Here is a 21,084-nt window from a genome sequence, read left to right as displayed (position 1 = left end):
CCGTGAAAGAATCGGGCGGCGCCTTCGTGCCGCCCGATTCTTACGTCCAGCTCAGAGAACCACCGGAGAACCCATGCCGATCGTGACACTCGAGAACGTCTCCAAGGCGTATCCGCCGTCGAGCCGCGACGCGCAGCCCACCGTCGCGGTCGACGATGTGTCCCTGCAGGTCGAGAAGGGCGACGTCTTCGGCATCATCGGCTACTCGGGCGCCGGCAAGTCGACTCTCGTCCGCCTGATCAACGCGCTCGAGCCTGCCACCGACGGGACGATCACCGTCGACGGCACCGACATCACAGCCCTGAGCGAACGCAACCTGCGCGGAGTCCGCAGCGGCATCGGCATGATCTTCCAGCAGTTCAACTTGTTCGCCGCGAAGTCGGTTCGTGCGAACGTCGCCTATCCGCTCAAGCTCGCCGGGTGGTCGAAGCCCGACATCGACGCGCGCGTCACAGAGCTGCTGTCGTTCGTGGGGCTCAGCGACAAGGCCCGTGCGTATCCGGAGCAGCTCTCCGGCGGTCAGAAGCAGCGGGTCGGCATCGCCAGGGCTCTGGCCACCCGGCCGGCCATCCTGCTGGCCGATGAGGCGACCAGCGCCCTCGATCCGCAGACGACCCACGAGGTGCTCGACCTGCTCAAGCGGGTGAACCAGGAGCAGGGCGTCACGATCGTGATCATCACGCACGAGATGGACGTCATCCAGACCATCGCCACGAAGGTCGCCGTGATGGATTCCGGTCGCGTGATCGAGCAGGGCGAGGTCTTCGAAGTGTTCTCGAACCCGCAGCATCCGGCGTCTCAGCGGTTCGTCGGAACCGTCATCAAGGGCATTCCTTCGCCGGCGGAGAGCGCCGTGCTGCGCGAGCGGCACCGCGGCCGCATCGTCACCTTCTCGTTCCGTGACGGCGACTCATCCCAGGCCCAGGTCTTCCTCGACCTCGCCGCCGCAGGGCTGGAGTTCGAGCTGATCTACGGCGGCATCAACGACATCAGAGGTCGCGCGTTCGGTCACCTCACGCTCGCCATCCGAGGGGCGGATGCCGCGATCGACAGCGCCCTCGCCCAGATCGGCTCGCACGTGACGGTGACCGAGATCACGGAAGAGTCCGGATTCGACGGGGCCGGATTCGACGGGGAGGTGCGCTGATGGATCGCCTCATCGAACTGCAGAGCGAGTTCTGGCAGGCCGCTGTCGAGACGCTGTACATGACGTCGTTCGCACTCGTGCTCGGCGGCATCCTGGGCCTCGTCATCGGCGTCGCCACCTACGCCACGCGAACAGGCGGCGTGCTGCCGAACCGCCCGGTGTACCTGGTGGTCAACCTCCTCATCAACTTCTTCCGGCCGATCCCGTTCGTGATCTTCCTCGCCGTGCTGCAGCCGTTCACACGGGTCGTCGTCGGGACGGGTATCGGCGTGACGGCAGGAGCGTTCGCGATCGGCATCGCCGCATCGTTCGCCATCGGTCGAATCGTCGAGCAGCATCTCGTCTCCGTGCCACCCGGTGTCGTCGAGGCGGCCCGGGCGATGGGGGCAGGGCCGTGGCGGATCCTCTTGACCGTCGTCATCCCCGAGGCGCTCGGGCCCCTGATCCTCGGCTACACGTTCATCGTCGTCGCGGTCATCGACATGACGGCGATGGCCGGAGCGATCGGCGGCGGAGGACTGGGTGCGTTCGCCCTGATCTACGGCTTCCGCCAGTTCGAGCCTGTGGTCATGTGGGCCGCGATCGTCCTGATCGTCGTGTTCGTGCACCTCGTGCAGATGCTCGGCACGTGGCTGGCGCGCCGGGTGATGCGCCGCTGAGCGTCAGCGCGGCGCGTACTGCAGAGTGCGACGCGTGACGAACTCGCGCGGCTGACCGCTGAGCGGGTCGACGAAACGCAGTTCGCGGGCGAGAAGCTGCAGAGGGCGATCGTGGTCGTCCGGGCGTTCGTCCGTGAGGATGGGGTAGAGGTTGTCGTGCAGGATGCCGGCACCGATGCTCGCCAGGTGCACGCGCAGCTGGTGCATCTTGCCGGTGTGCGGACGCAGCAGTGTGTGGATGACGTCATCGTCGGCGTCGATGAGCTCGATCAGCGTCTCGGAGTTCGGCTCACGCGCGGCATCCACCTCGACGCATACCTGCGCGCGGAGCTTCTCGATGTGCAGCCGCACCGTCGTGGGGAACGGGTTCACCCACCCGGCGGGCTTGGCCGAGACCGCTTCGTACACCTTCTCGATCGAACGGCGCTGGAACAGCATCTGGTAGGCGCCGCGCGTCTGCGGTCGCGTCGAGAACATCAGCAGGCCGGCGGTGTGACGGTCGAGCCGGTGGATCGGGGCGAGGTCGGGGTTGTCGAGTTCGCGGCGCAACCGGATCAGCGCCGAGTTCTGCACGTACTTGCCCGCGGGGGTCGTGGGAAGGAAGTGCGGCTTGTCGACGACGAGCAGGTCATCGTCCTGATGCAGGATCTCGTGTTCGAACGGGATCTCGAGCTCGACCGGTGGCTCACGGTAGTACCAGACGAACTCCTCGGCGCCGAGGGCGGTGTCGCGCGTCAGCGCCGAGCCGTCGAAGGCGACGATCTCGCCGCGGTCGAAGCGCTCGCGCAGGCGCTCGGAGTCGAGGTGGAAGAACCGCTCGACCATGTAGGCACTCACCGTCGGCCACGGGCCTGTGAGCGGCACGTGCAACCGGGTGGCGCCGACGCCATCGCGTACTGGCAGCGGCGATCGCATCGCCATCAGAGTGCAACCATCACTAAACGTGCCATCACGAGTCGAAGCTCAGGCTGAGCTTGCGCAGCAAAGCAGCCATTCGCTCGCGGTCGGCGCGGGAGAGCGCTTTGAGGAGCTCGGCTTCCACGTCGACGAGGCGGGTGATCGCGGCATCCACGCGGATGCGCCCGTCATCGGTGAGGGTGACCAGCACGCTGCGCCCGTCGCCGGGGTCGGCCTCGCGGCGCACGAAACGGCGCCCGACGAGCCGATCGATGCGGTTGGTCATGGTTCCGCTGGACACGAGGGTCTGCTGCAGGAGCTGCTTGGGGGACAGCTGGAACGGTGCGCCTGCACGGCGCAGGGCAGACAGCACATCCCACTCCCAGTGCTCGATGTCGCTGCGGCGGAACACATCGCGCCGCGCGCGGTCGAGATGCTTCGAGAGCCGGTCCATGCGCGAGAGAACCTCGAGCGGCGAGAAGTCGAGGTCGGGGCGCTGGGTGTTCCACGCGCCGACGATCCGGTCGACCTCGTCTGCTTCGCTCATCCCTCCATTATCCGATGCCCGGGTTCGACCACTCGACGGGCTCAGGGCTCGACGACGGCTCAGGGATCGAGCAGGGCTCAGACGAACATCACACGGGGTTCGGGGTTGTCGATGTATTCGCGCCCGAGGGGGCTGCGCCAGTGCAGGACGCCGTCCGGATCCTGTTGGACCGTCCACCGATGTCGTTCGTCGACGTCGGGGTGCTTGAGCGGGTGGTGGCTGTTGCAGAAGCAGGCGAGGTTGCAGAGTTCGGTCTTTCCGCCGAGTGCCCAGTCGCAGTTGTGGTCGAGCTGACACCGCGAGGTCTTGGCGCGGCATCCGGGGAACCGGCAGTGCTGGTCTCGGGCCCGAAGGTACTTCTTCATTCGGCTCGACGGGACGTAACTGTCGACGTTGGTGACCATCCCACTCGGATCGAGGAACAAGCGGGAGAAGCTGGGCGCCCGGCCGGCGAGGCTGCGGGCGATGTCGGGGTGGACCGGGCCGATGCCATCGAGTTCGGCCATCATGTCGTCGCGTCCGGTGAGGGTGCTCGCTGCGATCGTCACCTGGACGGTGGGGCGGAAGGCGTCCTTGTCGGTGCCGATGGTCGTGGACGGCACGGCGGTGAGCAGCAGGTCGCAGAACAGGTCGGCTCGGCGCTGATCCATCGTCCGGTCGTCGTCCATCAAGGCGGCCATCGCCGTTAGCCGGTCGAAGATCGCGTACGCGAGGACCTCAGGAATTGCCGCGATGAACTGTGCGATGGCGTCTGCCGTCGGCCTGACGCTCACTTCGCGCTCTTCGCGCGCCTCTCGGTGCGCTTCCTCCTGCGTGACGGGCTGCAGTCGCGCGGTCACCGCCCGGGCGTGCGTCCGAGTGCGCGGAGCCGTCGTCTCGCTGGCGTAGGGGAGCACATCGTGCTCGTACGCAGCCCGCAGCGTCGCGCCGTCATCCGCGGAGTCGACTTCACGGGGCGCGGCTTCGAGGATCACTTCGGCGTGGCGTCGACTGATCCGCCCCTCGTGCAGCGCGCGCATCGTTTCGGGGAATCCGCTCACCAGCGCCGCGGCGTTGGAGAACTGCACGGACATGGTGCCCGGAGAGACCTGACCTGCCGCAGCGAACTCAGCGACCATCGATCGCTCCGCCATCGAACTGTGCACGATCTTCGGGCCGGCTTCATACTCGAGCAACTCGGCCCGTTCGGCGAGCACCTCGACGCGGCGTGCTTCGAGGGCGGCGATCTGCGCACCGAGGTCGACCCATTCATCCAGCAGAGCCGCACGGCGCTCGTCGGCGTCGACGCCGTGCGCTGATTGCTCCGCGGTGAGGATCATACGTCTATTATCGAACAAAACTTCGATAAATGCAAGAGACATTCCGCGGAATTCCGCGGAATTCGTGACGTCAGCGAGACCGAGCCCATGCTTCGATCCAGTGGATCGCATTGACCTCGGTCAAAATGCCCCGGCTCACCCGTGGCAGACTTGTCTGGCAGCCCGATGGGCTGCGGTCCGCCGTGGTGTAATGGCAGCACGACAGCCTTTGGAGCTGTTAGGTCTAGGTTCGAGTCCTGGCGGCGGAGCATGACCGAGAACAGACTCGCCATCGTCGTCCTTGCTGCAGGACAGGGCACCCGGATGAAGTCCAGGCTGCCCAAGGTGCTGCACCCGATCGCCGGGCGCCCGCTCGTCGGGCATGTGCTCACCACGGCATCCCATCTGGGAGCAGAGCACGTCGAGGTGGTCGTCCGTCACGAGCGCGACCGCGTGGTCGAGGTGCTCTCGGAGCAGTATCCGGATGCCGTGATCGTCGACCAGGACGACATCCCCGGCACGGGGCGTGCCGTGCAGGTCGCCATCGACGCCCTGCCTGACGACTTCACAGGGGACGTGCTCGTCCTCTCCGGCGACGTGCCTCTGCTCGAGGCAGGCACGCTGCAGGCGCTCGTCGACGCGCACCGCGCGGCCGCGGCATCCGCCACTGTTCTCAGCGCGCTGCTGGATGACCCGACCGGGTACGGCCGTGTCATCCGCGACGACAGCGGCACAGTCGCCCGCATCGTCGAGCAGAAGGATGCCACCGCCGACGAGGCGGCTGTCACCGAGATCAACTCCGGTGTGTACGTCTTCCGCGCGGCCTCGCTGCGCACCTTCCTGACGAAGCTCGACCAGAACAACGCACAGGGCGAGCTCTATCTCACCGATGTGATCGGACTGCTGCGGGGGGCGCAGGAGACCGTCGCCGCCGAGATCGCGGCCGACACCGCGGCCACGTTCGGGGTGAACGACCGCGTGCAGCTCGCCGAGGCCGGGCGCGTGCTCAACGATCGCATCGTCCGCCGCTGGCAGCGCGAGGGCGTCACGATCGTCGACCCGTCGACCACCTGGATCGACGACGACGCCAAGCTCGCCCCCGACGTCACCCTGCTTCCGAACACCTACATCGCCGGCGCCACCGTGGTCGAGTCCGGCGCAATGATCGGCCCCGACACGTCGCTGCTGGACTGCGAGGTGGGTGAGGATGCGGTCATCCGCCGCTCCGACGCGACGCTCGCCGTGTTCGGCGCCGGCGTCACGGTCGGCCCGTTCGCCTACGTCCGCCCCGGCACCGTGCTCGGTGCGAAGGGGAAGATCGGTACGTTCGTCGAGACGAAGAACTCTCAGATCGGTGCTGGAAGCAAGGTCCCGCACCTGTCGTACATCGGCGACACGACCATCGGCGAGCGGGTGAACCTCGGCGCCGGCGCCATCACCGCGAACTACGACGACATCGTCAAGCACCGCACCGAGATCGGCGATGAGGTGCACACCGGCTCGCACAACGTGTTCGTCGCGCCCGTTAGGATTGGTGACGGTGCGAAGACCGGAGCAGGAGCGGTCGTCCGCAAGGACGTTCCCGCCGGAGCTCTGGCCCTCAGCGTCGCCCCTCAGCGCAATGTCGAGGGGTGGGTCGAGAAGAATCGGGCCGGTACGGGAGCCGCTGAAGCAGCGGTTCGTGCCAGCAAAGCCGCAAACAGCGAAGCTGCAGAGTAAGGCAGGTCATGGGCCAGAAGAAGAAGACCGTTGCGCTTGATCGAGACAACGGTGTGGCCCCCGGCCTCATCGCCAAGACCAAGAAGCGCCTCGTCGTCGCCGGTGGCCGTTCGCACCCCGAGCTGACCCACGCGGTCGCCGCGGGCCTGGGCACCCAGGTCGCACCCGTCGAGCACCGCACGTTCGCCTCCGGTGAGATCTATTCGCGCTTCGAGGTCTCGATCCGCGGCTGCGATCTGTTCCTGATCCAGACCTTCGGCGAGCCGGTCAACGAGTGGCTCATGGAGACGCTCATCATGATCGACGCGGCCAAGCGCGCCTCGGCGAAGCGCATCACGGTCGTCGCGCCGTACTACCCGTACTCCCGGCAGGACAAGAAGGGCCGCGGCCGCGAGCCGATCAGCGCCCGTCTGGTCGCCGACCTGCTCAAGACCGCCGGTGCGGACCGCGTCATGAGCGTCGACCTGCACGCGGCTCAGATCCAGGGATTCTTCGACGGCCCCGTCGACCACCTGTTCGCCAAGCCGGTGCTGCTCGAGCACTTCAGGGCGAACCTGACGGCCGAGGACCGTGAGACGCTCACGATCGTCTCGCCCGACATGGGGCGCGTGCGCGTCGCCGACACGTGGTCCGACAGCCTGGACGCACCGCTCGCGATCATCCACAAGCGGCGCGACCCCAAGGTCGCCAACCAGGTCTCCGTGCACGAGATCGTCGGCGCGGTCGACGGCCGCACCTGCCTCCTCGTCGACGACATGATCGACACCGGTGGGACGATCGTGAAGGCAGCGCAGGCGTTGAAGGCCAACGGTGCCCGACGCGTGATCGTCGCCGCCACCCACGCCATCTTCAGCGACCCGGCCAGCGAGCGCCTGCAGGACGCCTCGATCGACGAGGTCGTCGTCACCGACACGATCCCGCTCACCGATTCCCGCAAGTGGGACAACTTGACGATCCTCCCGATCGCTCCGCTGCTCGCTCGGGCCATCCACGAGGTCTTCGAAGACGGCTCCGTGACGAGCATGTTCGGCGGCGACGCGTAGGCGTCGGGTCCGCACAGCGAAGCGAGACCAGGACACAGCCCGCGCATAGCGGCCCGACCTACGCTCGATCCCATGATCAGCCAGGCCGTATCCCCGACCGTTCGCACGGGCGCCGCCGTCGCCGGCATCGCCGGGATGCTCGTGCTGGCCGGATGCTCCGGCGCAGCCGACGCCGAGGACGTCCCCGCCGACTCTGGTTCGACGGTTGACTCGACGGCATCCGCATCCGGCGAGTACGCGGACGGCACCTACACGGCAGAAGGGTCGTACCAGACCCCGGAGACGGTCGAGCAGATCTCCGTCACCCTCACCCTCGCCGACGGCGTCGTCACCGACGTCGAGGTCACCGGTGACCCGCAGGCGCGTGAGACGGAGCAGTACCAGGGGGAGTTCGTCGCCGGCATCGCCGAAGAAGTGGTCGGTGTGCCGCTGGACGAACTGAACGTCAGCCGCGTGGCCGGCTCGTCGCTCACCAGCGGCGGCTTCAATGCCGCGGTCGAGGACATCAAGGACCAGGCCGCAGCCTGACATGTCCACGTGGCGATTCGACGCGATCGGCACGCGCTGGGAGATCGACACCGTCGAACCGCTCTCGACTGAGCAGCGAGCACGCGTCGCCGCGGTCATCTCGGGATTCGATGCGACATGGTCGCGCTTCCGCGCGGACTCTCTCGTGTCACGTCTGTCGGTCTCCGGCGGTTCCGTCGAGACGCCGGCGGATGCCACGGCCATGCTCGACGCGTACCTGGAGCTGTCCGATGCGACAGCGGGGGCGGTCAACCCGCTCATCGGCGAGAGTCTGAACGCCCTCGGCTACGACGCTGCGTACTCGTTCTCGGCGCACGAGCCCGCGCCGGCACCGGGTGATTGGCAGAGTCTCCTCAACTGGGACGAGGAGCGACTCGTCCTGGCATCCGCCGCTCTGATCGACGTGGGCGCGCTCGGCAAGGGTCGGCTCGTCGATCTCGTGACGGCGGCGCTCGACGACCACGATGGCGGTCTCGTCGTGGATGCCTCCGGCGACCTGACCGTCCGAGGGGAGTCCAGGGTGGGGCTGGAGCATCCGTTCGACCCGTCGAAGGCCATCGGCATCGCGACGATCCGCGACCAGGCGCTGTGCGCGTCGGCGACGAACCGTCGCGCATGGGGAGACGGACTGCACCACGTGCTCGACGCGCGCACCGGGGTCCCTGTGCGGACCTGGGCCGCCACGTGGGCGTTCGCCTCCGACGCCATGCGGGCGGATGCCATCGCGACCGCGCTGTTCTTCGACGGCGGGCCGGCCCTCGCGGAGCAGTGGGGCGTCGAGTGGGTGCGGATGAGTACCGCAGGCATCGCCGAACGATCCCCGAACGCGCCGGTGGAGCTGTTCATGCGGAAGGATTGAGCTCGTGACTTCATTCACCTCGATACGTCAGCGGGTGCTCGCCGTCCTCGGTGCCGTTTCCATGTACCGGCTTGCTCTGACCGGCCTGGCCACCCTCGCCGGCATCGCGTTCGTCCTGTCGCTGTTCGGACTGGTCGGCCCCCAGCCGCTCGAACTCGTCGTCTCGTTCGTGGTGCTCGCGATCGTGATCTCGGCAGTGGATGCCGCGGCACAGCGTCTGCTGCGCCTGCCGTGGCGTGTGGAGTCCTCACTGGTGACGGCGCTGATCCTGCTGTTCGTGATGCGCCCCGGCGCGGATGCGGCAGCGCTGGTGGGGCTGGCGCTCGCCGGCGCGCTCGCCAGCGTCTCGAAGTACCTCATCGCCTGGCGCGGACGCCACATCTTCAACCCCGCGGCGTTCGGCGCGGCCGTCGTCTCGATCGCCGGATCATTCGGCGCGTTCGAATGGCTGGGAACATCCGCCTCCTGGTGGGTGGGCAGCCCGGCCATGACGATACCTGTCGCCCTTCTCGGGCTCACCCTGCTGTGGCGCATCGAGAAGGTGCGCGTCATTCTCGTGTTCCTGCTCATCGCCGTCGGCGCATCGGTGGTTCGTCAGGCCGTCCAGGCGCAGCAGTTCGGCATCGAGTTCGAGGTGTCAACGGCGCTGTCGTTCGCCGTGCTGCAGTCGCCGTACCTGTTCCTGGGCGCGTTCATGGTTTCGGAGCCGCTGACGAGCCCGCCGCGGCGCTGGCAGCAGTTCTGGGTGGCAGGCCTCGTCGGCGTCCTGGCCGGCTGGCCGATCGCCGTCGGCGATCTGTTCACCCTCGGCCAGGAGCGGGCGCTGCTCATCGGCAACCTGCTCGCGCTGACCTTCGCATTGCGCGGGTCGGTGCGCCTCACGCTCGAGAAGCGCGAGTTCATCACGCCGACTGCGCAGGAGCTCACGTTCCGCGCGAAGGGGAAGCTGCGGTTCCTGCCCGGCCAGTACCTCGAACTCGACGTGCCGCATCACCGCCCCGATGCGAGGGGCACGCGCCGCGAGTTCAGCATCGTCTCGGCGCCGGCGGATCTGCCTGCACTGCGGATCGCCTACAAGAACGGCGATCAGAAGCATCCATCGTCGTACAAGCGCGCACTCGCGGACGCCGAAGCAGGCACTGTGCTCGCGGTCACCGGCACATGGGGCGACTTCCTGCTGCCGAAGAATGAGGCGCCGGTGCTTATGGTCGCCGCCGGCATCGGCGTGACCCCGTTCGTGTCGCAGCTTCGTCAGCTGCAGGCCGAGGGAATCAGCCGCGACGTGGTGCTCGTGTACGTGGCATCCGAGGCTTCAGAACTCGCATTCCGCGCCGAACTGGAGGCGACGGGCGTGCCGACGGTCGTGTTCACTCGCGACCGGCCGGCGGATCTGCCAGCGCACTGGACGTGGGCGGAGGGCATCCGTCTGGATGCCGAAGGCCTCGAACGCGTCGTGCCGGACATCTCATCGCGGCACACCTTCATCTCCGGTCCGCCGCGACTGATCGCCGACCTCGCACCCGCGCTGCAGAAGGCCCACTCGGTGACCACCGACGCCTTCGCCGGGTACTGAGTCCCGTTCGCTGCTAGGCGGTGGCCCGAGGGTTCAGCGGGAACCGCACGGTGAACGTCGTGTCTCCGGGCTCCGACTCGACGGCGATCGTGCCGTGGTGTCCCTCGACGATGGCCTTCGCGATCGCGAGCCCGAGTCCGGTGCCCCCGGTCTGCCGTGCTCGAGAACTGTCGCCGCGGGCGAACCGTCCGAACAACTGATCGCGTACCGCCGGCTCGATCCCCGGTCCGTCGTCGTGCACGCGGATCACCGCCTGATCGCCCTCGCGCGCGACGCGCAGTGTGATCGCCGTGCCGGCGGGGGTGTGCGTCCTGGCGTTGGCGAGCAGGTTCGCGACGACCTGGTGCAGGCGGCCGGCGTCGCCGAGCATGAGGATGGGTTCGGCCGGCACATCGATGTTCCACACGTGCTCAGGGCCGGTCGGCCGGGCGTCCGACAACCCCTCCAGCGCCAACTGAGTGAGATCCACAGTGCCGTGCACGAGCTCCTGACCCTCGTCGAGGCGTGCCAGCAGAAGCAGATCCTCGACCAGGCGGGTCATGCGCAGCGACTGCGCCTGGATTCGCTCGAGCGCCGTCTCGGTGCCGGCGGCATCGGCCGCGGCATCCGTCGCCTGCGCCTGCCTGATCGAGCGCAGTGAGAGCTCGGAGTACCCGCGGATGGATGCCAGGGGAGTGCGCAGCTCATGGCTGGCGTCGGCGACGAACTTGCGCATGAGCGCCTCGTTCCGCTGCCGAGCCGCGAGCGAATCGTTGACGTGATCGAGCAGCTTGTTCAACGACGCGCCGACGATCCCCGTCTCGGTGCGTGGATCTGCCTCTGCCGCAGGGACGCGCTCGGTGATCTCGACCTCGCCGCGGTCGAGGGGCTGATTCGCCACCCGCGTCGCGGTCTGCGCCACCGCGCGGAGAGGGCGCAGGCTGTAGCGGATCGTCACGGCCGTCGTCAGCGCGAGCAGGATGAGCCCGCCGAGCGTCGCGAGCGTGATCACGGTGAGCAACTGGGCCATCGTGCTCTGGATCTCGGTGCGGGGGAGGCCGGTGACGATGCCGACGCCGTTGCGCTGGGTGACAGTGATGAGGAACGAGCCGACGCCCTCCAGGTTCACGGAGGCTTCCGGTGACGATTGCACGGCTTCGTTCAGCTTCAGGAGTTGATCCCTGGTGAGATCGATCGTCTTGTCCGACGTCACGACGACGCCGGTCGCGCCGTCCGGCGAGGCGATGGCCAGCAGCAGCCCGGGGCCCTGGAAATGCTGGCCGGACAGCGCCTTCTGCGCCGTCACCGGCTCGCCCGACGCCGCGGAGTAAAGCGTCTGCTGCGCGACGAGATAGGTGGTCTGGTTGGAGGTGGCCTTCACCTGGTCGAGCAGACGCCCCTCCAGCGCCGTCCCCAGCGTCGCGCTGGTGATGACGGCGACGATGATGAGGATGAGTGACACGAACCCGATGACGGCGGTCATCAGCCGCGTCTGCAGGGTCAGCGGACGGTGCATCCTCGTCATCGCGAAAGGCTTTTTCACTGCGGGGCCTTGATCATGTACCCGACGCCGCGGACGGTGTGCAGGAGCGGCGTGCGCCCCGCGTCGATCTTCTTGCGCAGGTACGAGATGTACAGTTCGACGACCGAGGACTTGCCGCCGAAGTCGTAGCTCCAGACGCGGTCGAGGATCTGCGCCTTCGACAGGACGCGCCGCTCGTTGCGCATGAGATAGCGCAGCAGCTCGAACTCCGTCGCGGTGAGCTCGATCTCGGTGCCGTCGCGCTCGACCTCATGGCTGTCCTCATTGAGCGTGAGGTCGCCGACGCGCAGGATCGACTGGCCGTCGTCGACCGTGGCGACGCCGGTGCGACGGATGATGGCGCGCAGGCGCGCGATGACCTCCTCCAGGCTGAAGGGCTTGGTGACGTAGTCGTCTCCGCCCGCGGTGAGACCCGCGATGCGGTCGCCGACGGCATCCTTCGCCGTCAGGAACAGAACGGGCACGAGGTTGCCCGACTCGCGCAGCCGCCGCAGCACGCTCATGCCGTCGAGATCGGGCATCATGATGTCGAGCACGAGGGCGTCCGGCTCGAACTCGCGGGCGACCTGCAGCGCCTCGAGGCCGGACGATGCCGTCCGCACCTCCCAGCCCTCCATCCGCAGGGCCATCGCCAACAGATCGGTGAGCATCTGCTCATCGTCGACGGCGAGGATGCGCAGCGGGGATCCGTCGGGGCGGTGGAGTTCGGGCAGCTCAGAGGTCATGACTTCATTCTGAGGAATCACCTATGCGATTTCTATGGAGAACGCTATGCGTGGTCTGTGAGTCCTCGCACTGATAGGAATCTCATCGTCCGATCATCTGCTGCCCATACGCGCCCTCCTTAACTTCAGATCGAGCCCGGGACGATCCCGGCCGAAGGAGTGAGATGTACGCAAGATATCTGCGGCGAGAGATCGCCGGACGCAAGAAGCAGACGGTGATCGTCGCGGTCGGTCTCGCTATCGCGATCGCCCTCGTGATCGTCGTGAATGCGCTGACCGCCGGGGTGCGCGATGCGCAGGCGCAGGCGCTGGAGTCGGTGTACGGTGTCGGCACCGACCTCACGGTCACCGGTGAGGCGACCGAGCCGGGCGAGGGCGGCGGTGCGCGCTTCGATTTCGAAGCGGATGCCGGCGAGAGCGCCGATGACACCACGACGATCAGCCAGTCGCGTCTGATGGCCGACATGATGCGCGGCACGCTGGACGCCTCGGTGCTCGAGGACGTCCTCGGCACGGAAGGCGTCGCCGCGGCATCCGCGGCACTGAGCCTGACCAATACGACGTTCACCGGTGAGATGCCGGCCGGCGGGGCCGCCGATCAGACCGCGCAGGGCGCGCCCGGCGAGGGTCAGCCGTCGCAGGGCGGTCCGGATGGGAACGGCGGCAGCTCGTTCGGCGTCGACTCGTTCTCCGTCCTCGGAATCGACCCGACGGCGTCGGCGATCGGCCCGCTCGCCTCGGTCGAGGTGAGCGACGGCCGCGGCCTCGGCGCTGACGACTCTGATTCCCTCGTGGCCCTGGTCGACAGTTCGTACGCGACCACGAACGAGATCGCCGTCGGAGACACGATCGACGTCGCCGGCTCCGACGTCGAGGTGATCGGCATCGTGTCGTCGACGTCGGATGCCGCGGACACCGCAGCAGACGTGTACCTCCCGCTGACGACGGCGCAGAGCCTCGCCGATCTGGAGGGCGTCGTCTCCACGGTCTACGTGCAGGCGGACTCCGCCTCGGAGATCGACGGGGTCCAGACGGCGCTCACGGACTCGCTCGACGACGTCACGGTCAGTTCGCAGTCCGAGCTCGCGGCCACCGTCTCGGGCTCGCTCACGAGCGCGACCGCGATGATCACGAACCTCGGCACCTGGCTGTCGGTCATCGTCCTCGTGGTGGCGCTGCTGCTGGCGGTGCTGCTCACGATGTCGGGCGTCTCTCGCCGTACGAGGGAGTTCGGAACGCTGAAGGCCATCGGTTGGTCCGACGGCCGGGTCGTGCGCCAGGTAGCGGGCGAGTCCATGGTCCAGGGGCTGATCGGCGGGGTCGCAGGACTCGTACTCGGCATCTGCGGCATCGTCCTCGTGAACGTGATCCAGCCGACGATCTCGGCATCCTCCTCAGCGATGGAGAACGGCACGAGCGGCGGCATGGGGCGTCCGACAGGGGGGATGTTCCAGCAAGCCGCCGCCGCTGACATCGTCCTGACGGCACCGTTCACCCCGACAGTCATCCTCGCCGCCGTCGGCATCGCCGTGCTCGGCGGCGTCATCGCCGGCGCATTCGGCGGCTGGCGAGCGGCACGTCTCAGCCCGGCAGAAGCACTGCGATCCGTGTCATGACCACCCCCGAACAGAATGGACAGACAACCATGACAGACACCGCAACCACGATGGCCGCGGCTCCTCGGGCGGAGCGCCCGTCGGTGTACCGACTCGAGGGCGCCACGCGCACGTATTCGCAGAAGGACCGCATCGTCAAAGCGCTGACCGGGGTCGACCTCGAGATCCAGGAGGGTGAGTTCGTCAGCATCCAGGGCCCGACCGGCGGCGGCAAGTCGACGCTGCTCCAGCTCCTGGGTGCGTTGGATCGTCCCAGCAGCGGGTCGGTCCACCTCGGCGACGTCGAACTGGCGACGGCATCCTCCGCGCAGTTGAACCGGCTGCGATCGGAGGAGATCGGATTCGTGTTCCAGGGATTCAACCTGATCCCGACGCTGACAGCAGCCGAGAACGTGGACATGGCACTCGAGATGGCCAGGCTCGACCGCGAAGAGCGTCGCCGTCGCGTCGCGCAGGCACTGGAGCACGTCAACCTCGCCGATCGCGGAGATCATCGGCCGAGTGAGCTCTCCGGCGGTCAGCAGCAGCGCGTGGCGATCGCCCGCGCTATCGTGAAGCGCCCGAGAGTACTCCTCGCGGACGAACCCACCGGCAATCTCGACGAGGGCATGCGCGATGAGATCCTCGTTCTGCTGGAAACGCTCTGCGCGGAAGGGCTGACGCTCATCGTCGTGACGCATGACTCGGCGGTCGCCGGTCGTGCCACGCGGAGACTCCGGCTCGCCAAGGGAGTGGTGACTGACATCACCCGGTGACGGCAGGCGCCAGTCAGGATGCCCCGGTCAGCGCCTCGCTGGTCGGGGTGTCGCCGTCTCTGTCCCAGATCGTGCTCATCTCGACGAGAGCCCGCTCCGTGATCGCGATCATCGACTGGGCGGCTTTGTCGGCGTTGCCGGTCTGGATCGCCGTGGCGATGTCGACGTGCCACTGCAGTGCCTCGGTGGCCGGATACTGCGGCATCAGGTTGTACTGCGCCCGGCTGAGCAGCACCTCTTCGACGAGATGATGCAGTTGCTCGAACATCTCATTGCCGCTCAGGCGCAGGATCATCTGGTGGAACTGCAGATCCAGGCGCAGGAACTCCTCGGCGTCTCCCTGTCTGCCCGCCGCCCAGAGGCGGCCGGCGAGCCCGACGAGTTCGCCGGCCTCGTTCAGCGGCACCCTGATCGCGGCCAGTCGGGCGGCGGCCGGTTCGATCGCCCCCCGCAGCTCTGTCAGGGAACGCAGCTGTGCGACCCGGCTGGGGCCGGCGAGGCGCCAACGGATCACCTGCAGGTCGTAGGCGTTCCAGCGGGTCGCCGGCATCACGCGCACGCCGACGCGGCGCTTCGTCTCGACGAGCCCCAGCGCTTCCAATGCCCGCAGGGCCTCGCGCACGACGGGGCGTGACACGCGGAATCGGCCTTCGATCGACTCCGTGGTGAAGATCGCCCCGACGGCGATCACGCCTGAGCAGATCTCCCGCCCGAGCGCGTCGAGGACGAGGTTGCGCAGATCGCGCGCCGGTGTGAGAGCGGGATCGACGTCGATGCCCGAGGGTGTGGCCATGGCTTGATCTTATCTTTTCGATATACAGGGTTGAAAAGTATTACTTGTCATCGCTATCTTGACCACTGGGCAGATATAACGACGGGCAGATGTGACGGAACATCGGCTTGCCCCCAGGATGCCGCGCGATGACGCACGGCAGGACGGAGTCACAGTGAAGTACGGATCCAAGACCGCCCGCTTCCTCGCGGCGGCAACGACAGCAGTGATCGCCGGTGCACTCGTCAGCTGCAGCGGAGGCTCGGACATCGATCCGGAAGAGGGGATCGAGGGAACGACCATTCGCGTCACCCTCGCGAACCACGTCTGGACGGAGACGATCAAGGACCTCATTCCCCAGTTCGAGGAGGAGACCGGAGCCAAGGTCGAGCTATCCCAGCTGGCCGAGGATCAGCTCTCCGACCAGTACAACGTCAAGCTCAACGCCGGAACCGATGAGATCGACGTCCTCATGTACCGCCCCTTGCAGGAGAACAAGCTGTTCGCGAGCAACGGCTACCTCTCGGACATCACCGAGCAGGTCGAGGGCGACTCCGAGTGGGACTGGTCCGACTTCCAGTCCGGCCCCGCATCGCTGACGTCGTACGAGGACGCCGTCGTCGGCGTTCCGATCATCACCGAGCGCACCGTGCTGTACTACCGCAAGGACCTCCTCGAAGAGGCAGGACTCGAGGTGCCGACCACACTCGAGGAGCTGGATGCCGCGGCGGCCAAGATCCACGAGATGCATCCCGACGTGGCCGGCTACATCGGCCGGACGGGGAAGTCGGCAGCGGTCACCCAGTTCAGCGCATTCCTTTTCAGCTCCGGCGGAAAGTGGATTAACGACGACGGCACCTCGGCGATCGACAGCCCGGAGGCCGTGGGCGCGTACAAGTTCTACGGCGACCTGATCCGCAACCACACCGACGCGACCATCAACCCCGAGATGAGCTGGGCAGAAGCGTTCGCGGTCTTCCAGCAGGGGCAGGCCGCGTTCATCGCCGACGCAGACAGCCTCTACAAGAACATGACCGATCCGTCGCAGTCGACGGTGTCCGACCAGGTCGGATTCGCCTCGTTCCCGGAGGGCTCGGCCGGCTCCAAGCCGTACAACGTCGCAGCCTGGGCGCTGGCGATCAACGAGTCGTCGGAGAACCAGTCCGCCGCATGGCAGTTCATCCGCTGGGCGACCTCCCAGGAGGTCACGCTCGAGATGTCGAAGCTCGGCGTCATGGGCGCTCGCACGTCGATCTGGGAGGACCCGGACGCGACAGCCGACTATCCGGCCGAGCTGGTCGAGGCGATCAAGACCAACGGCGAGAACGGCGTCGGCGAGGACCGGCCGCTGGTGATCCAGGTCGCTCAGGCCCGTGAAATCGTCGGCGACCCCATCGTCGCAGCCATCTCGGGCGGAGATGTGGATGCTGCCGCCAAGAGCGCGAACTCGGCGTTCGACGAGTTCCTCGTCGAGGACTCCGAATAAACCGGACCGCTCCCGTCGTCGCCCCGGCCCAGCCGGGGCGGCGACGCCCACCACCACGGAAGCACCCATGACTGCACTTCAGACCCCCGAGCAGGTCGGGGTGGGGGAGCGCTTCAGCCGCTGGGCCAACCGGCACCGCAAATGGCTGTTCGCAGGGCCCTCCATCGCCTTCACCGTCCTGCTGCTGGCCATCCCGCTCGGATGGACCCTGTTCCTCAGCTTCACCGACGCCAAGCGGTCGGTGCGCAGGAAATTCGACTTCAACGGCCTCGAGAACTACCTCGGGGTACTCACGGACACCGAGCGCTTCTGGCCGGCGGTCTGGCGCACCTTCGCATTCACCGGTGGCGCGCTGCTGTTCGAGCTGATCCTCGGGATGATCATCGCCCTGCTGCTGTGGAAGCCCTTCCGCGGTCAGGGCGCCGTGCGCACCATCATCCTGCTGCCGCTGGTCGCGACGCCGGTCGCGGTCGGCATGATGTGGCGGCTGCTGTTCGAGCCGAACATCGGTTTCATCAACGAGATGCTCGGCTGGGTCGGCATCCCGCCCCAGCCGTGGCTCGCCGACCCGTCGACATCGCTGGCGACGCTCACGTTCGTCGACATCTGGCAGTGGACCCCGATGGTCGCCCTCATCCTGCTCGCAGGACTCACGAGCCTCTCCGAAGAGCCGCAGGAGGCGGCTAAGGTCGACGGCGCCAACGGCTGGCAGAGATTCTGGTACGTCACGGTTCCGCTCATGCGACCGGTCATCGTCGCCGCCGTCCTGCTGCGCGGAATCGATGCGCTGAAGACGTTCGACATCCTGTACGCGACCAAGGGCAAGGGCGGTGGCGCCTTCCACGACGTGGAGACGCTGAACGTCTACGCCTACGGTCTGAGCTTCGACTACAACGAGTACGGGGTGGCTTCAGCGGTGCTGATCCTGTTCTTCCTGCTCATCCTGGCCGTGATCTGGGTGCTCCAGATGCAGAGGAAGGGGCGGGAATCATGACCGCGCTCGACACCCGCACCCTCGTCACCGGCGGGGGACGACCGCCTCTGCGCCGTCGGCGTCGGATCCGCTGGACCGGCATCGGCCGATTCGTCGGGCTCGCCGTGATCGTGCTCGCCTTCCTCGGACCCATCGTCTGGATGGTGCTCGCGAGCTTGAAGCTCAACGTGCAGATCTACGACTCCAGCCAGGCGTTCATCTTCGAGCCGACGCTCGAGAACTACGGCACGGTGTTCGACCCGCGGCGTGGCAACTACCTCGTCTACATCTGGAACTCGTTCTTCGTGGCGTTCATGGCCACAGCGCTGTCGCTGGTCCTGGCCGTGCCGGCCGCCTACGCGATGAGTCGCTTCCTGATGAACAAGTCCGCGATGGTGGTGCTGCTGGCGCGCATCATCCCCGGCGTCAGCCTGCTGGTGCCGTGGTACTTCATCTTCGCCCAGCTGAAGATGACGGGCGGCTACCTGCCGCTGATCCTCTCGCACATGTTCGTCTCGCTGCCGCTGATCCTGTACATCATGATGTCGTTCTTCGATCAGCTGCCGGAGGAGCTCGAGGAATCGGGACAGGTGGACGGTCTCACGGCGATCGGCGCATTCTTCCGGATCACGCTGCCGCTGTCGATCCCCGGCATCGCGACGGCGACGATCCTGTCGTTCATCTTCTCGTGGAACAACTTCATGTTCGCCCTCGTGCTCTCCGGCAACTCGACCAAGACACTGCCGGTCGCGATCTTCGACTTCATCGGCTACGCCTCGATCGACTGGGGTGCGCTGATGGCGGCATCCGTCGTCGTCACGACACCCATCATGCTGATCGCGCTGTTCACGCAGCGGTACATCGTCTCCGGCCTCACCGCCGGTGCGACGAAGGGCTGAGCCGTGACCGAACGATCCGTGATCACACGTGTCGAATCGTTCCCCGTCGCACCGCGGTGGCTCTTCGTCCGCATCGAGACCGGCGACGGCCTCGTCGGGTGGGGAGAGGCGTCGCTCGAGGGTTACGCCGACGTCGTCCGGGCAGCCGTCGACCAGTTCGCCGCGTACCTCGTCGGACGCGACCCCGGGTTGATCGAGGACCACTGGCAGGTGCTGACGAAGAGTCAGTTCTACCGGGGCGGTGCAGTGCTGGCCAGCGCCGTCTCGGGTGTCGATCAGGCCTTGTGGGACCTCAAGGGCAAGCGACTCGGCGTGCCGGTGCACGATCTGCTCGGCGGAGCTGTGCGCGACCGCATCCGGGCATACGGCTGGGTCGGCGGTGACGACCCGGCGGAGGTCGCCGACCACATCTCGGAGCAGATCGAGACAGGGCTGACGGCGGTCAAGATGAACGCATCGGGCCGGATGAGCCGCAACGGATCGATGGCGGAACTCGACGGCGTGGTCGCCAGGGTCGCGAGCGCCCGCGAGGTGCTCGGACCGGACCGCGACGTCGCCGTCGACCTGCACGGGCGGTTCACCGTGGCGACAGCACGGCGTCTTGCGCCGATGCTCGAGCCGCTGCATCCGTTCTTCATCGAGGAGCCCGTCGTCCCCGAGAGCTCGCACATGATCGGCCGTGTGACCGACGCCACCAGCATCCCGATCGCGACGGGGGAGCGTCTCTACAACCGGCAGGAGTTCCTCCCCGTGCTCCAGGCGGGCGTCGCGATCGTCCAGCCCGATCTGTCGCATGCAGGCGGAATCTCCGAGACGCGCAGGATCGCGGCGCTGGCCGAGACCTTCGACGCCCTGCTGGCTCCGCACTGTCCCCTGGGGCCACTGGCGCTCGCCGCGTGCCTGCAGGTGGCCTTCTCGACGCCGAACCACCTCATCCAGGAGCAGTCGATCGGGATCCACTACAACACCGGGGCCGAGGTGCTCGACTACGTCGTGGACAAGGCCCCGCTGGCGTTCCAGGACGGATGCTTCCCGCTGCTCACCGGGCCAGGGCTCGGCATCGAGATCGACGAGACGGCGGTGCGCGAGGCGGCCTCTCGCTGGGAACGGTGGCAGAACCCGGTCTGGCGGCACGCCGACGGATCCGTGGCGGAATGGTGAGCTGATCGACATGACGACGGTGGACAACGACACCCTGCGCGACCGCATCGGCTCCGACCGCCTGATCGCCATCCTGCGCGGCACCGACGTCGACGCGACCGTCGCCGCCGCTCAGACGCTCATCCGCGAAGGAGTCACGACGCTCGAGGTCACGCTGACGCTCGCCGATGCTGAGGAGGCCATCGCCCAGATCGTGGCGGATGCCCCGGGTCACGCTCTCATCGGCGCCGGCACCGTGCTCACCGCGGCCGACGTCGACCGCGCCGTCGCCGCCGGAGCGCAGTTCATCGTGACTCCCACGCTGACGGCATCCGTCGAGCTCGCGATCGCCCAGGGGATCGGGGTGCTTCCGGGCGTCTACACGCCGACCGAGATCCAGCGCGGGCTCGACCTCGGTGCGGCCGCGGTCAAGCTGTTCCCGGCCTCGGCTCTCGGAGCCGGCTTCATCCAGGCCGTTCGGGATCCGTTCCCGGAGGCGCGGATCATTCCCGTCGGCGGCGTGTGGATCGAATCGATCCCGGCCTTCCTCGAGGCCGGCGCTTTCGGGTTCGGCGTCGGCGGCCCTCTGGTCGGGGACGCGGCGAGGCCCGGTGGCGACCTCGTGGCGCTGGCCCGGCGGGCGGCGGCGTTCCGGAAAGCCGTGAGGGGCTGAGATGGCCGACGCTACGACCATGCCCGCCGTCATCAAGAACGCTGACGGCGTCGAGGGGATCGAGGTCGGTCGGGTGCCGGTTCCCATTGCCGGGGCAGGGCAGGCGGTCGTGGACGTGCTCGCGACCGGGATATGCGGCACGGACGTGCACATCGCGCACGACGAGTACGCGCATGAGCGCCCAGTGGTGATGGGCCATGAGGTGCTGGGTGCGGTGTCGTCCGTCGGTTCGGCGGGGGACGGGGCGTGGGTG

General features: G+C 67.4%; 21 protein-coding genes and 1 tRNA gene. 16 read left to right on the top strand and 6 right to left on the bottom strand.

Translation table 11 applies throughout. The annotated features are described in order from the left end of the window. Positions 1 to 73 precede the first annotated feature (73 nt). Positions 74 to 1,147 (top strand): methionine ABC transporter ATP-binding protein, encoded by a 1,074-nt coding sequence (locus LQZ87_RS10750; RefSeq protein WP_230103473.1) that lies wholly within the window; start codon positions 74 to 76, stop codon positions 1,145 to 1,147. After that, positions 1,147 to 1,806: a methionine ABC transporter permease gene (locus tag LQZ87_RS10745; protein WP_230103472.1), complete on the top strand. Its 660-nt coding sequence runs from the start codon at positions 1,147 to 1,149 to the stop codon at positions 1,804 to 1,806. The genes LQZ87_RS10750 and LQZ87_RS10745 overlap by 1 nt, the downstream gene beginning before the upstream one ends. A 3-nt stretch (positions 1,807 to 1,809) precedes the next feature. On the opposite strand, the gene LQZ87_RS10740 is transcribed toward LQZ87_RS10745, so the two are convergent. The 3 genes from LQZ87_RS10740 to LQZ87_RS10730 all read right to left on the bottom strand — a co-directional run bounded on the left by LQZ87_RS10740 (position 1,810) and on the right by LQZ87_RS10730 (position 4,569). Beyond that, positions 1,810 to 2,721: a pseudouridine synthase gene (locus LQZ87_RS10740; RefSeq protein ID WP_230103670.1), complete on the bottom strand. Its 912-nt coding sequence runs from the start codon at positions 2,719 to 2,721 to the stop codon at positions 1,810 to 1,812. A gap of 34 nt (positions 2,722 to 2,755) precedes the next feature. Beyond that, complete coding sequence (locus tag LQZ87_RS10735) at positions 2,756 to 3,250, bottom strand: MarR family transcriptional regulator (protein ID WP_230103471.1); 495 nt, start codon at positions 3,248 to 3,250, stop codon at positions 2,756 to 2,758. A gap of 77 nt (positions 3,251 to 3,327) precedes the next feature. After that, positions 3,328 to 4,569, bottom strand: coding sequence for an HNH endonuclease signature motif containing protein (locus LQZ87_RS10730; protein WP_230103470.1), 1,242 nt, complete (start codon positions 4,567 to 4,569; stop codon positions 3,328 to 3,330). A 176-nt stretch (positions 4,570 to 4,745) separates the two neighbouring features. Here LQZ87_RS10730 and LQZ87_RS10725 point away from each other — a divergent pair. From LQZ87_RS10725 to LQZ87_RS10700, 6 genes are all read left to right on the top strand, one after another. Continuing rightward, positions 4,746 to 4,817 (top strand) — tRNA-Gln (locus LQZ87_RS10725). Position 4,818: 1 nt separating this feature from the next. Beyond that, positions 4,819 to 6,267 (top strand): bifunctional UDP-N-acetylglucosamine diphosphorylase/glucosamine-1-phosphate N-acetyltransferase GlmU, encoded by a 1,449-nt coding sequence (gene glmU, locus LQZ87_RS10720; RefSeq protein WP_230103469.1) that lies wholly within the window; start codon positions 4,819 to 4,821, stop codon positions 6,265 to 6,267. A gap of 8 nt (positions 6,268 to 6,275) precedes the next feature. Next, entirely contained in the window at positions 6,276 to 7,310 is a 1,035-nt protein-coding gene (locus tag LQZ87_RS10715; protein WP_230103468.1) for a ribose-phosphate diphosphokinase, read from the top strand. Positions 7,311 to 7,382: 72 nt separating this feature from the next. Continuing rightward, entirely contained in the window at positions 7,383 to 7,838 is a 456-nt protein-coding gene (locus LQZ87_RS10710) for an FMN-binding protein (protein ID WP_230103467.1), read from the top strand. 1 nt (position 7,839) lies between these two features. Beyond that, positions 7,840 to 8,697, top strand: a complete 858-nt coding sequence (locus LQZ87_RS10705) for an FAD:protein FMN transferase (RefSeq protein WP_230103466.1) — start codon at positions 7,840 to 7,842, stop codon at positions 8,695 to 8,697. Positions 8,698 to 8,758: 61 nt separating this feature from the next. Next, the gene (locus LQZ87_RS10700; RefSeq protein WP_230103669.1) at positions 8,759 to 10,270 is read left to right on the top strand and encodes an FAD-dependent oxidoreductase; all 1,512 of its coding nucleotides are present in this window, start codon (positions 8,759 to 8,761) and stop codon (positions 10,268 to 10,270) included. 13 nt (positions 10,271 to 10,283) lie between these two features. Here the strand turns inward: LQZ87_RS10700 and LQZ87_RS10695 are convergent, their stop codons facing one another. Together LQZ87_RS10695 and LQZ87_RS10690 are read right to left on the bottom strand one after the other, a co-directional pair. Beyond that, complete coding sequence (locus LQZ87_RS10695) at positions 10,284 to 11,774, bottom strand: ATP-binding protein (RefSeq protein ID WP_230103465.1); 1,491 nt, start codon at positions 11,772 to 11,774, stop codon at positions 10,284 to 10,286. 14 nt (positions 11,775 to 11,788) lie between these two features. Continuing rightward, positions 11,789 to 12,517, bottom strand: a complete 729-nt coding sequence (locus LQZ87_RS10690; protein WP_230103464.1) for a response regulator transcription factor — start codon at positions 12,515 to 12,517, stop codon at positions 11,789 to 11,791. A 164-nt stretch (positions 12,518 to 12,681) separates the two neighbouring features. Here LQZ87_RS10690 and LQZ87_RS10685 point away from each other — a divergent pair, with 164 nt between their 5' ends. After that, positions 12,682 to 14,133 (top strand): ABC transporter permease, encoded by a 1,452-nt coding sequence (locus LQZ87_RS10685; RefSeq protein WP_230103463.1) that lies wholly within the window; start codon positions 12,682 to 12,684, stop codon positions 14,131 to 14,133. A gap of 29 nt (positions 14,134 to 14,162) precedes the next feature. Continuing rightward, positions 14,163 to 14,888 carry an ABC transporter ATP-binding protein gene (locus LQZ87_RS10680; RefSeq protein ID WP_230103462.1) on the top strand — a complete coding sequence of 242 codons (726 nt, stop codon included), beginning with the start codon at positions 14,163 to 14,165 and terminating at the stop codon, positions 14,886 to 14,888. Between the two features lie 13 nt (positions 14,889 to 14,901). Here LQZ87_RS10680 and LQZ87_RS10675 read toward each other — a convergent pair whose 3' ends face one another. Then, entirely contained in the window at positions 14,902 to 15,681 is a 780-nt protein-coding gene (locus LQZ87_RS10675; RefSeq protein WP_230103461.1) for an FCD domain-containing protein, read from the bottom strand. A 154-nt stretch (positions 15,682 to 15,835) separates the two neighbouring features. Here LQZ87_RS10675 and LQZ87_RS10670 point away from each other — a divergent pair, with 154 nt between their 5' ends. From LQZ87_RS10670 to LQZ87_RS10645, 6 genes are all read left to right on the top strand, one after another. Beyond that, positions 15,836 to 17,146: a sugar ABC transporter substrate-binding protein gene (locus tag LQZ87_RS10670; RefSeq protein ID WP_230103460.1), complete on the top strand. Its 1,311-nt coding sequence runs from the start codon at positions 15,836 to 15,838 to the stop codon at positions 17,144 to 17,146. A gap of 67 nt (positions 17,147 to 17,213) precedes the next feature. After that, the gene (locus tag LQZ87_RS10665; protein ID WP_230103459.1) at positions 17,214 to 18,140 is read left to right on the top strand and encodes a sugar ABC transporter permease; all 927 of its coding nucleotides are present in this window, start codon (positions 17,214 to 17,216) and stop codon (positions 18,138 to 18,140) included. Continuing rightward, entirely contained in the window at positions 18,137 to 19,018 is an 882-nt protein-coding gene (locus tag LQZ87_RS10660) for a carbohydrate ABC transporter permease (protein ID WP_230103458.1), read from the top strand. The genes LQZ87_RS10665 and LQZ87_RS10660 overlap by 4 nt, the downstream gene beginning before the upstream one ends. Positions 19,019 to 19,021: 3 nt before the next feature. Beyond that, a complete protein-coding gene (gene dgoD, locus LQZ87_RS10655; RefSeq protein ID WP_230103457.1) occupies positions 19,022 to 20,179 on the top strand; it encodes a galactonate dehydratase in 1,158 nt (385 codons plus the stop codon). A gap of 10 nt (positions 20,180 to 20,189) precedes the next feature. Then, positions 20,190 to 20,831 (top strand): bifunctional 4-hydroxy-2-oxoglutarate aldolase/2-dehydro-3-deoxy-phosphogluconate aldolase, encoded by a 642-nt coding sequence (locus tag LQZ87_RS10650; RefSeq protein ID WP_230103456.1) that lies wholly within the window; start codon positions 20,190 to 20,192, stop codon positions 20,829 to 20,831. A 1-nt stretch (position 20,832) separates the two neighbouring features. Then, the coding region (locus LQZ87_RS10645; protein ID WP_230103455.1) for an alcohol dehydrogenase catalytic domain-containing protein at positions 20,833 to 21,084 on the top strand (252 nt) is incomplete at its 3' end.

Source organism: Microbacterium sp. Bi121 (assembly GCF_918698005.1).
Classification (GTDB): domain Bacteria; phylum Actinomycetota; class Actinomycetes; order Actinomycetales; family Microbacteriaceae; genus Microbacterium.
This window is presented reverse-complemented; position numbering and strand designations above follow the sequence as displayed.

Bases quoted from the DNA above. Each gene is read 5' to 3' on its own strand.
- LQZ87_RS10750 (WP_230103473.1), top strand. From the start codon at position 74: ATGCCGATCGTGACACTCGAGAACGTCTCCAAGGCGTATCCGCCGTCG.
- LQZ87_RS10745 (WP_230103472.1), top strand. From the start codon at position 1,147: ATGGATCGCCTCATCGAACTGCAGAGCGAGTTCTGGCAGGCCGCTGTC.
- LQZ87_RS10740 (WP_230103670.1), bottom strand. From the start codon at position 2,721: ATGCGATCGCCGCTGCCAGTACGCGATGGCGTCGGCGCCACCCGGTTG.
- LQZ87_RS10735 (WP_230103471.1), bottom strand. From the start codon at position 3,250: ATGAGCGAAGCAGACGAGGTCGACCGGATCGTCGGCGCGTGGAACACC.
- LQZ87_RS10730 (WP_230103470.1), bottom strand. From the start codon at position 4,569: ATGATCCTCACCGCGGAGCAATCAGCGCACGGCGTCGACGCCGACGAG.
- glmU (WP_230103469.1), top strand. From the start codon at position 4,819: ATGACCGAGAACAGACTCGCCATCGTCGTCCTTGCTGCAGGACAGGGC.
- LQZ87_RS10715 (WP_230103468.1), top strand. From the start codon at position 6,276: ATGGGCCAGAAGAAGAAGACCGTTGCGCTTGATCGAGACAACGGTGTG.
- LQZ87_RS10710 (WP_230103467.1), top strand. From the start codon at position 7,383: ATGATCAGCCAGGCCGTATCCCCGACCGTTCGCACGGGCGCCGCCGTC.
- LQZ87_RS10705 (WP_230103466.1), top strand. From the start codon at position 7,840: ATGTCCACGTGGCGATTCGACGCGATCGGCACGCGCTGGGAGATCGAC.
- LQZ87_RS10700 (WP_230103669.1), top strand. From the start codon at position 8,759: ATGTACCGGCTTGCTCTGACCGGCCTGGCCACCCTCGCCGGCATCGCG.
- LQZ87_RS10695 (WP_230103465.1), bottom strand. From the start codon at position 11,774: ATGACGAGGATGCACCGTCCGCTGACCCTGCAGACGCGGCTGATGACC.
- LQZ87_RS10690 (WP_230103464.1), bottom strand. From the start codon at position 12,517: ATGACCTCTGAGCTGCCCGAACTCCACCGCCCCGACGGATCCCCGCTG.
- LQZ87_RS10685 (WP_230103463.1), top strand. From the start codon at position 12,682: ATGTACGCAAGATATCTGCGGCGAGAGATCGCCGGACGCAAGAAGCAG.
- LQZ87_RS10680 (WP_230103462.1), top strand. From the start codon at position 14,163: ATGACAGACACCGCAACCACGATGGCCGCGGCTCCTCGGGCGGAGCGC.
- LQZ87_RS10675 (WP_230103461.1), bottom strand. From the start codon at position 15,681: ATGGCCACACCCTCGGGCATCGACGTCGATCCCGCTCTCACACCGGCG.
- LQZ87_RS10665 (WP_230103459.1), top strand. From the start codon at position 17,214: ATGACTGCACTTCAGACCCCCGAGCAGGTCGGGGTGGGGGAGCGCTTC.
- LQZ87_RS10660 (WP_230103458.1), top strand. From the start codon at position 18,137: ATGACCGCGCTCGACACCCGCACCCTCGTCACCGGCGGGGGACGACCG.
- LQZ87_RS10650 (WP_230103456.1), top strand. From the start codon at position 20,190: ATGACGACGGTGGACAACGACACCCTGCGCGACCGCATCGGCTCCGAC.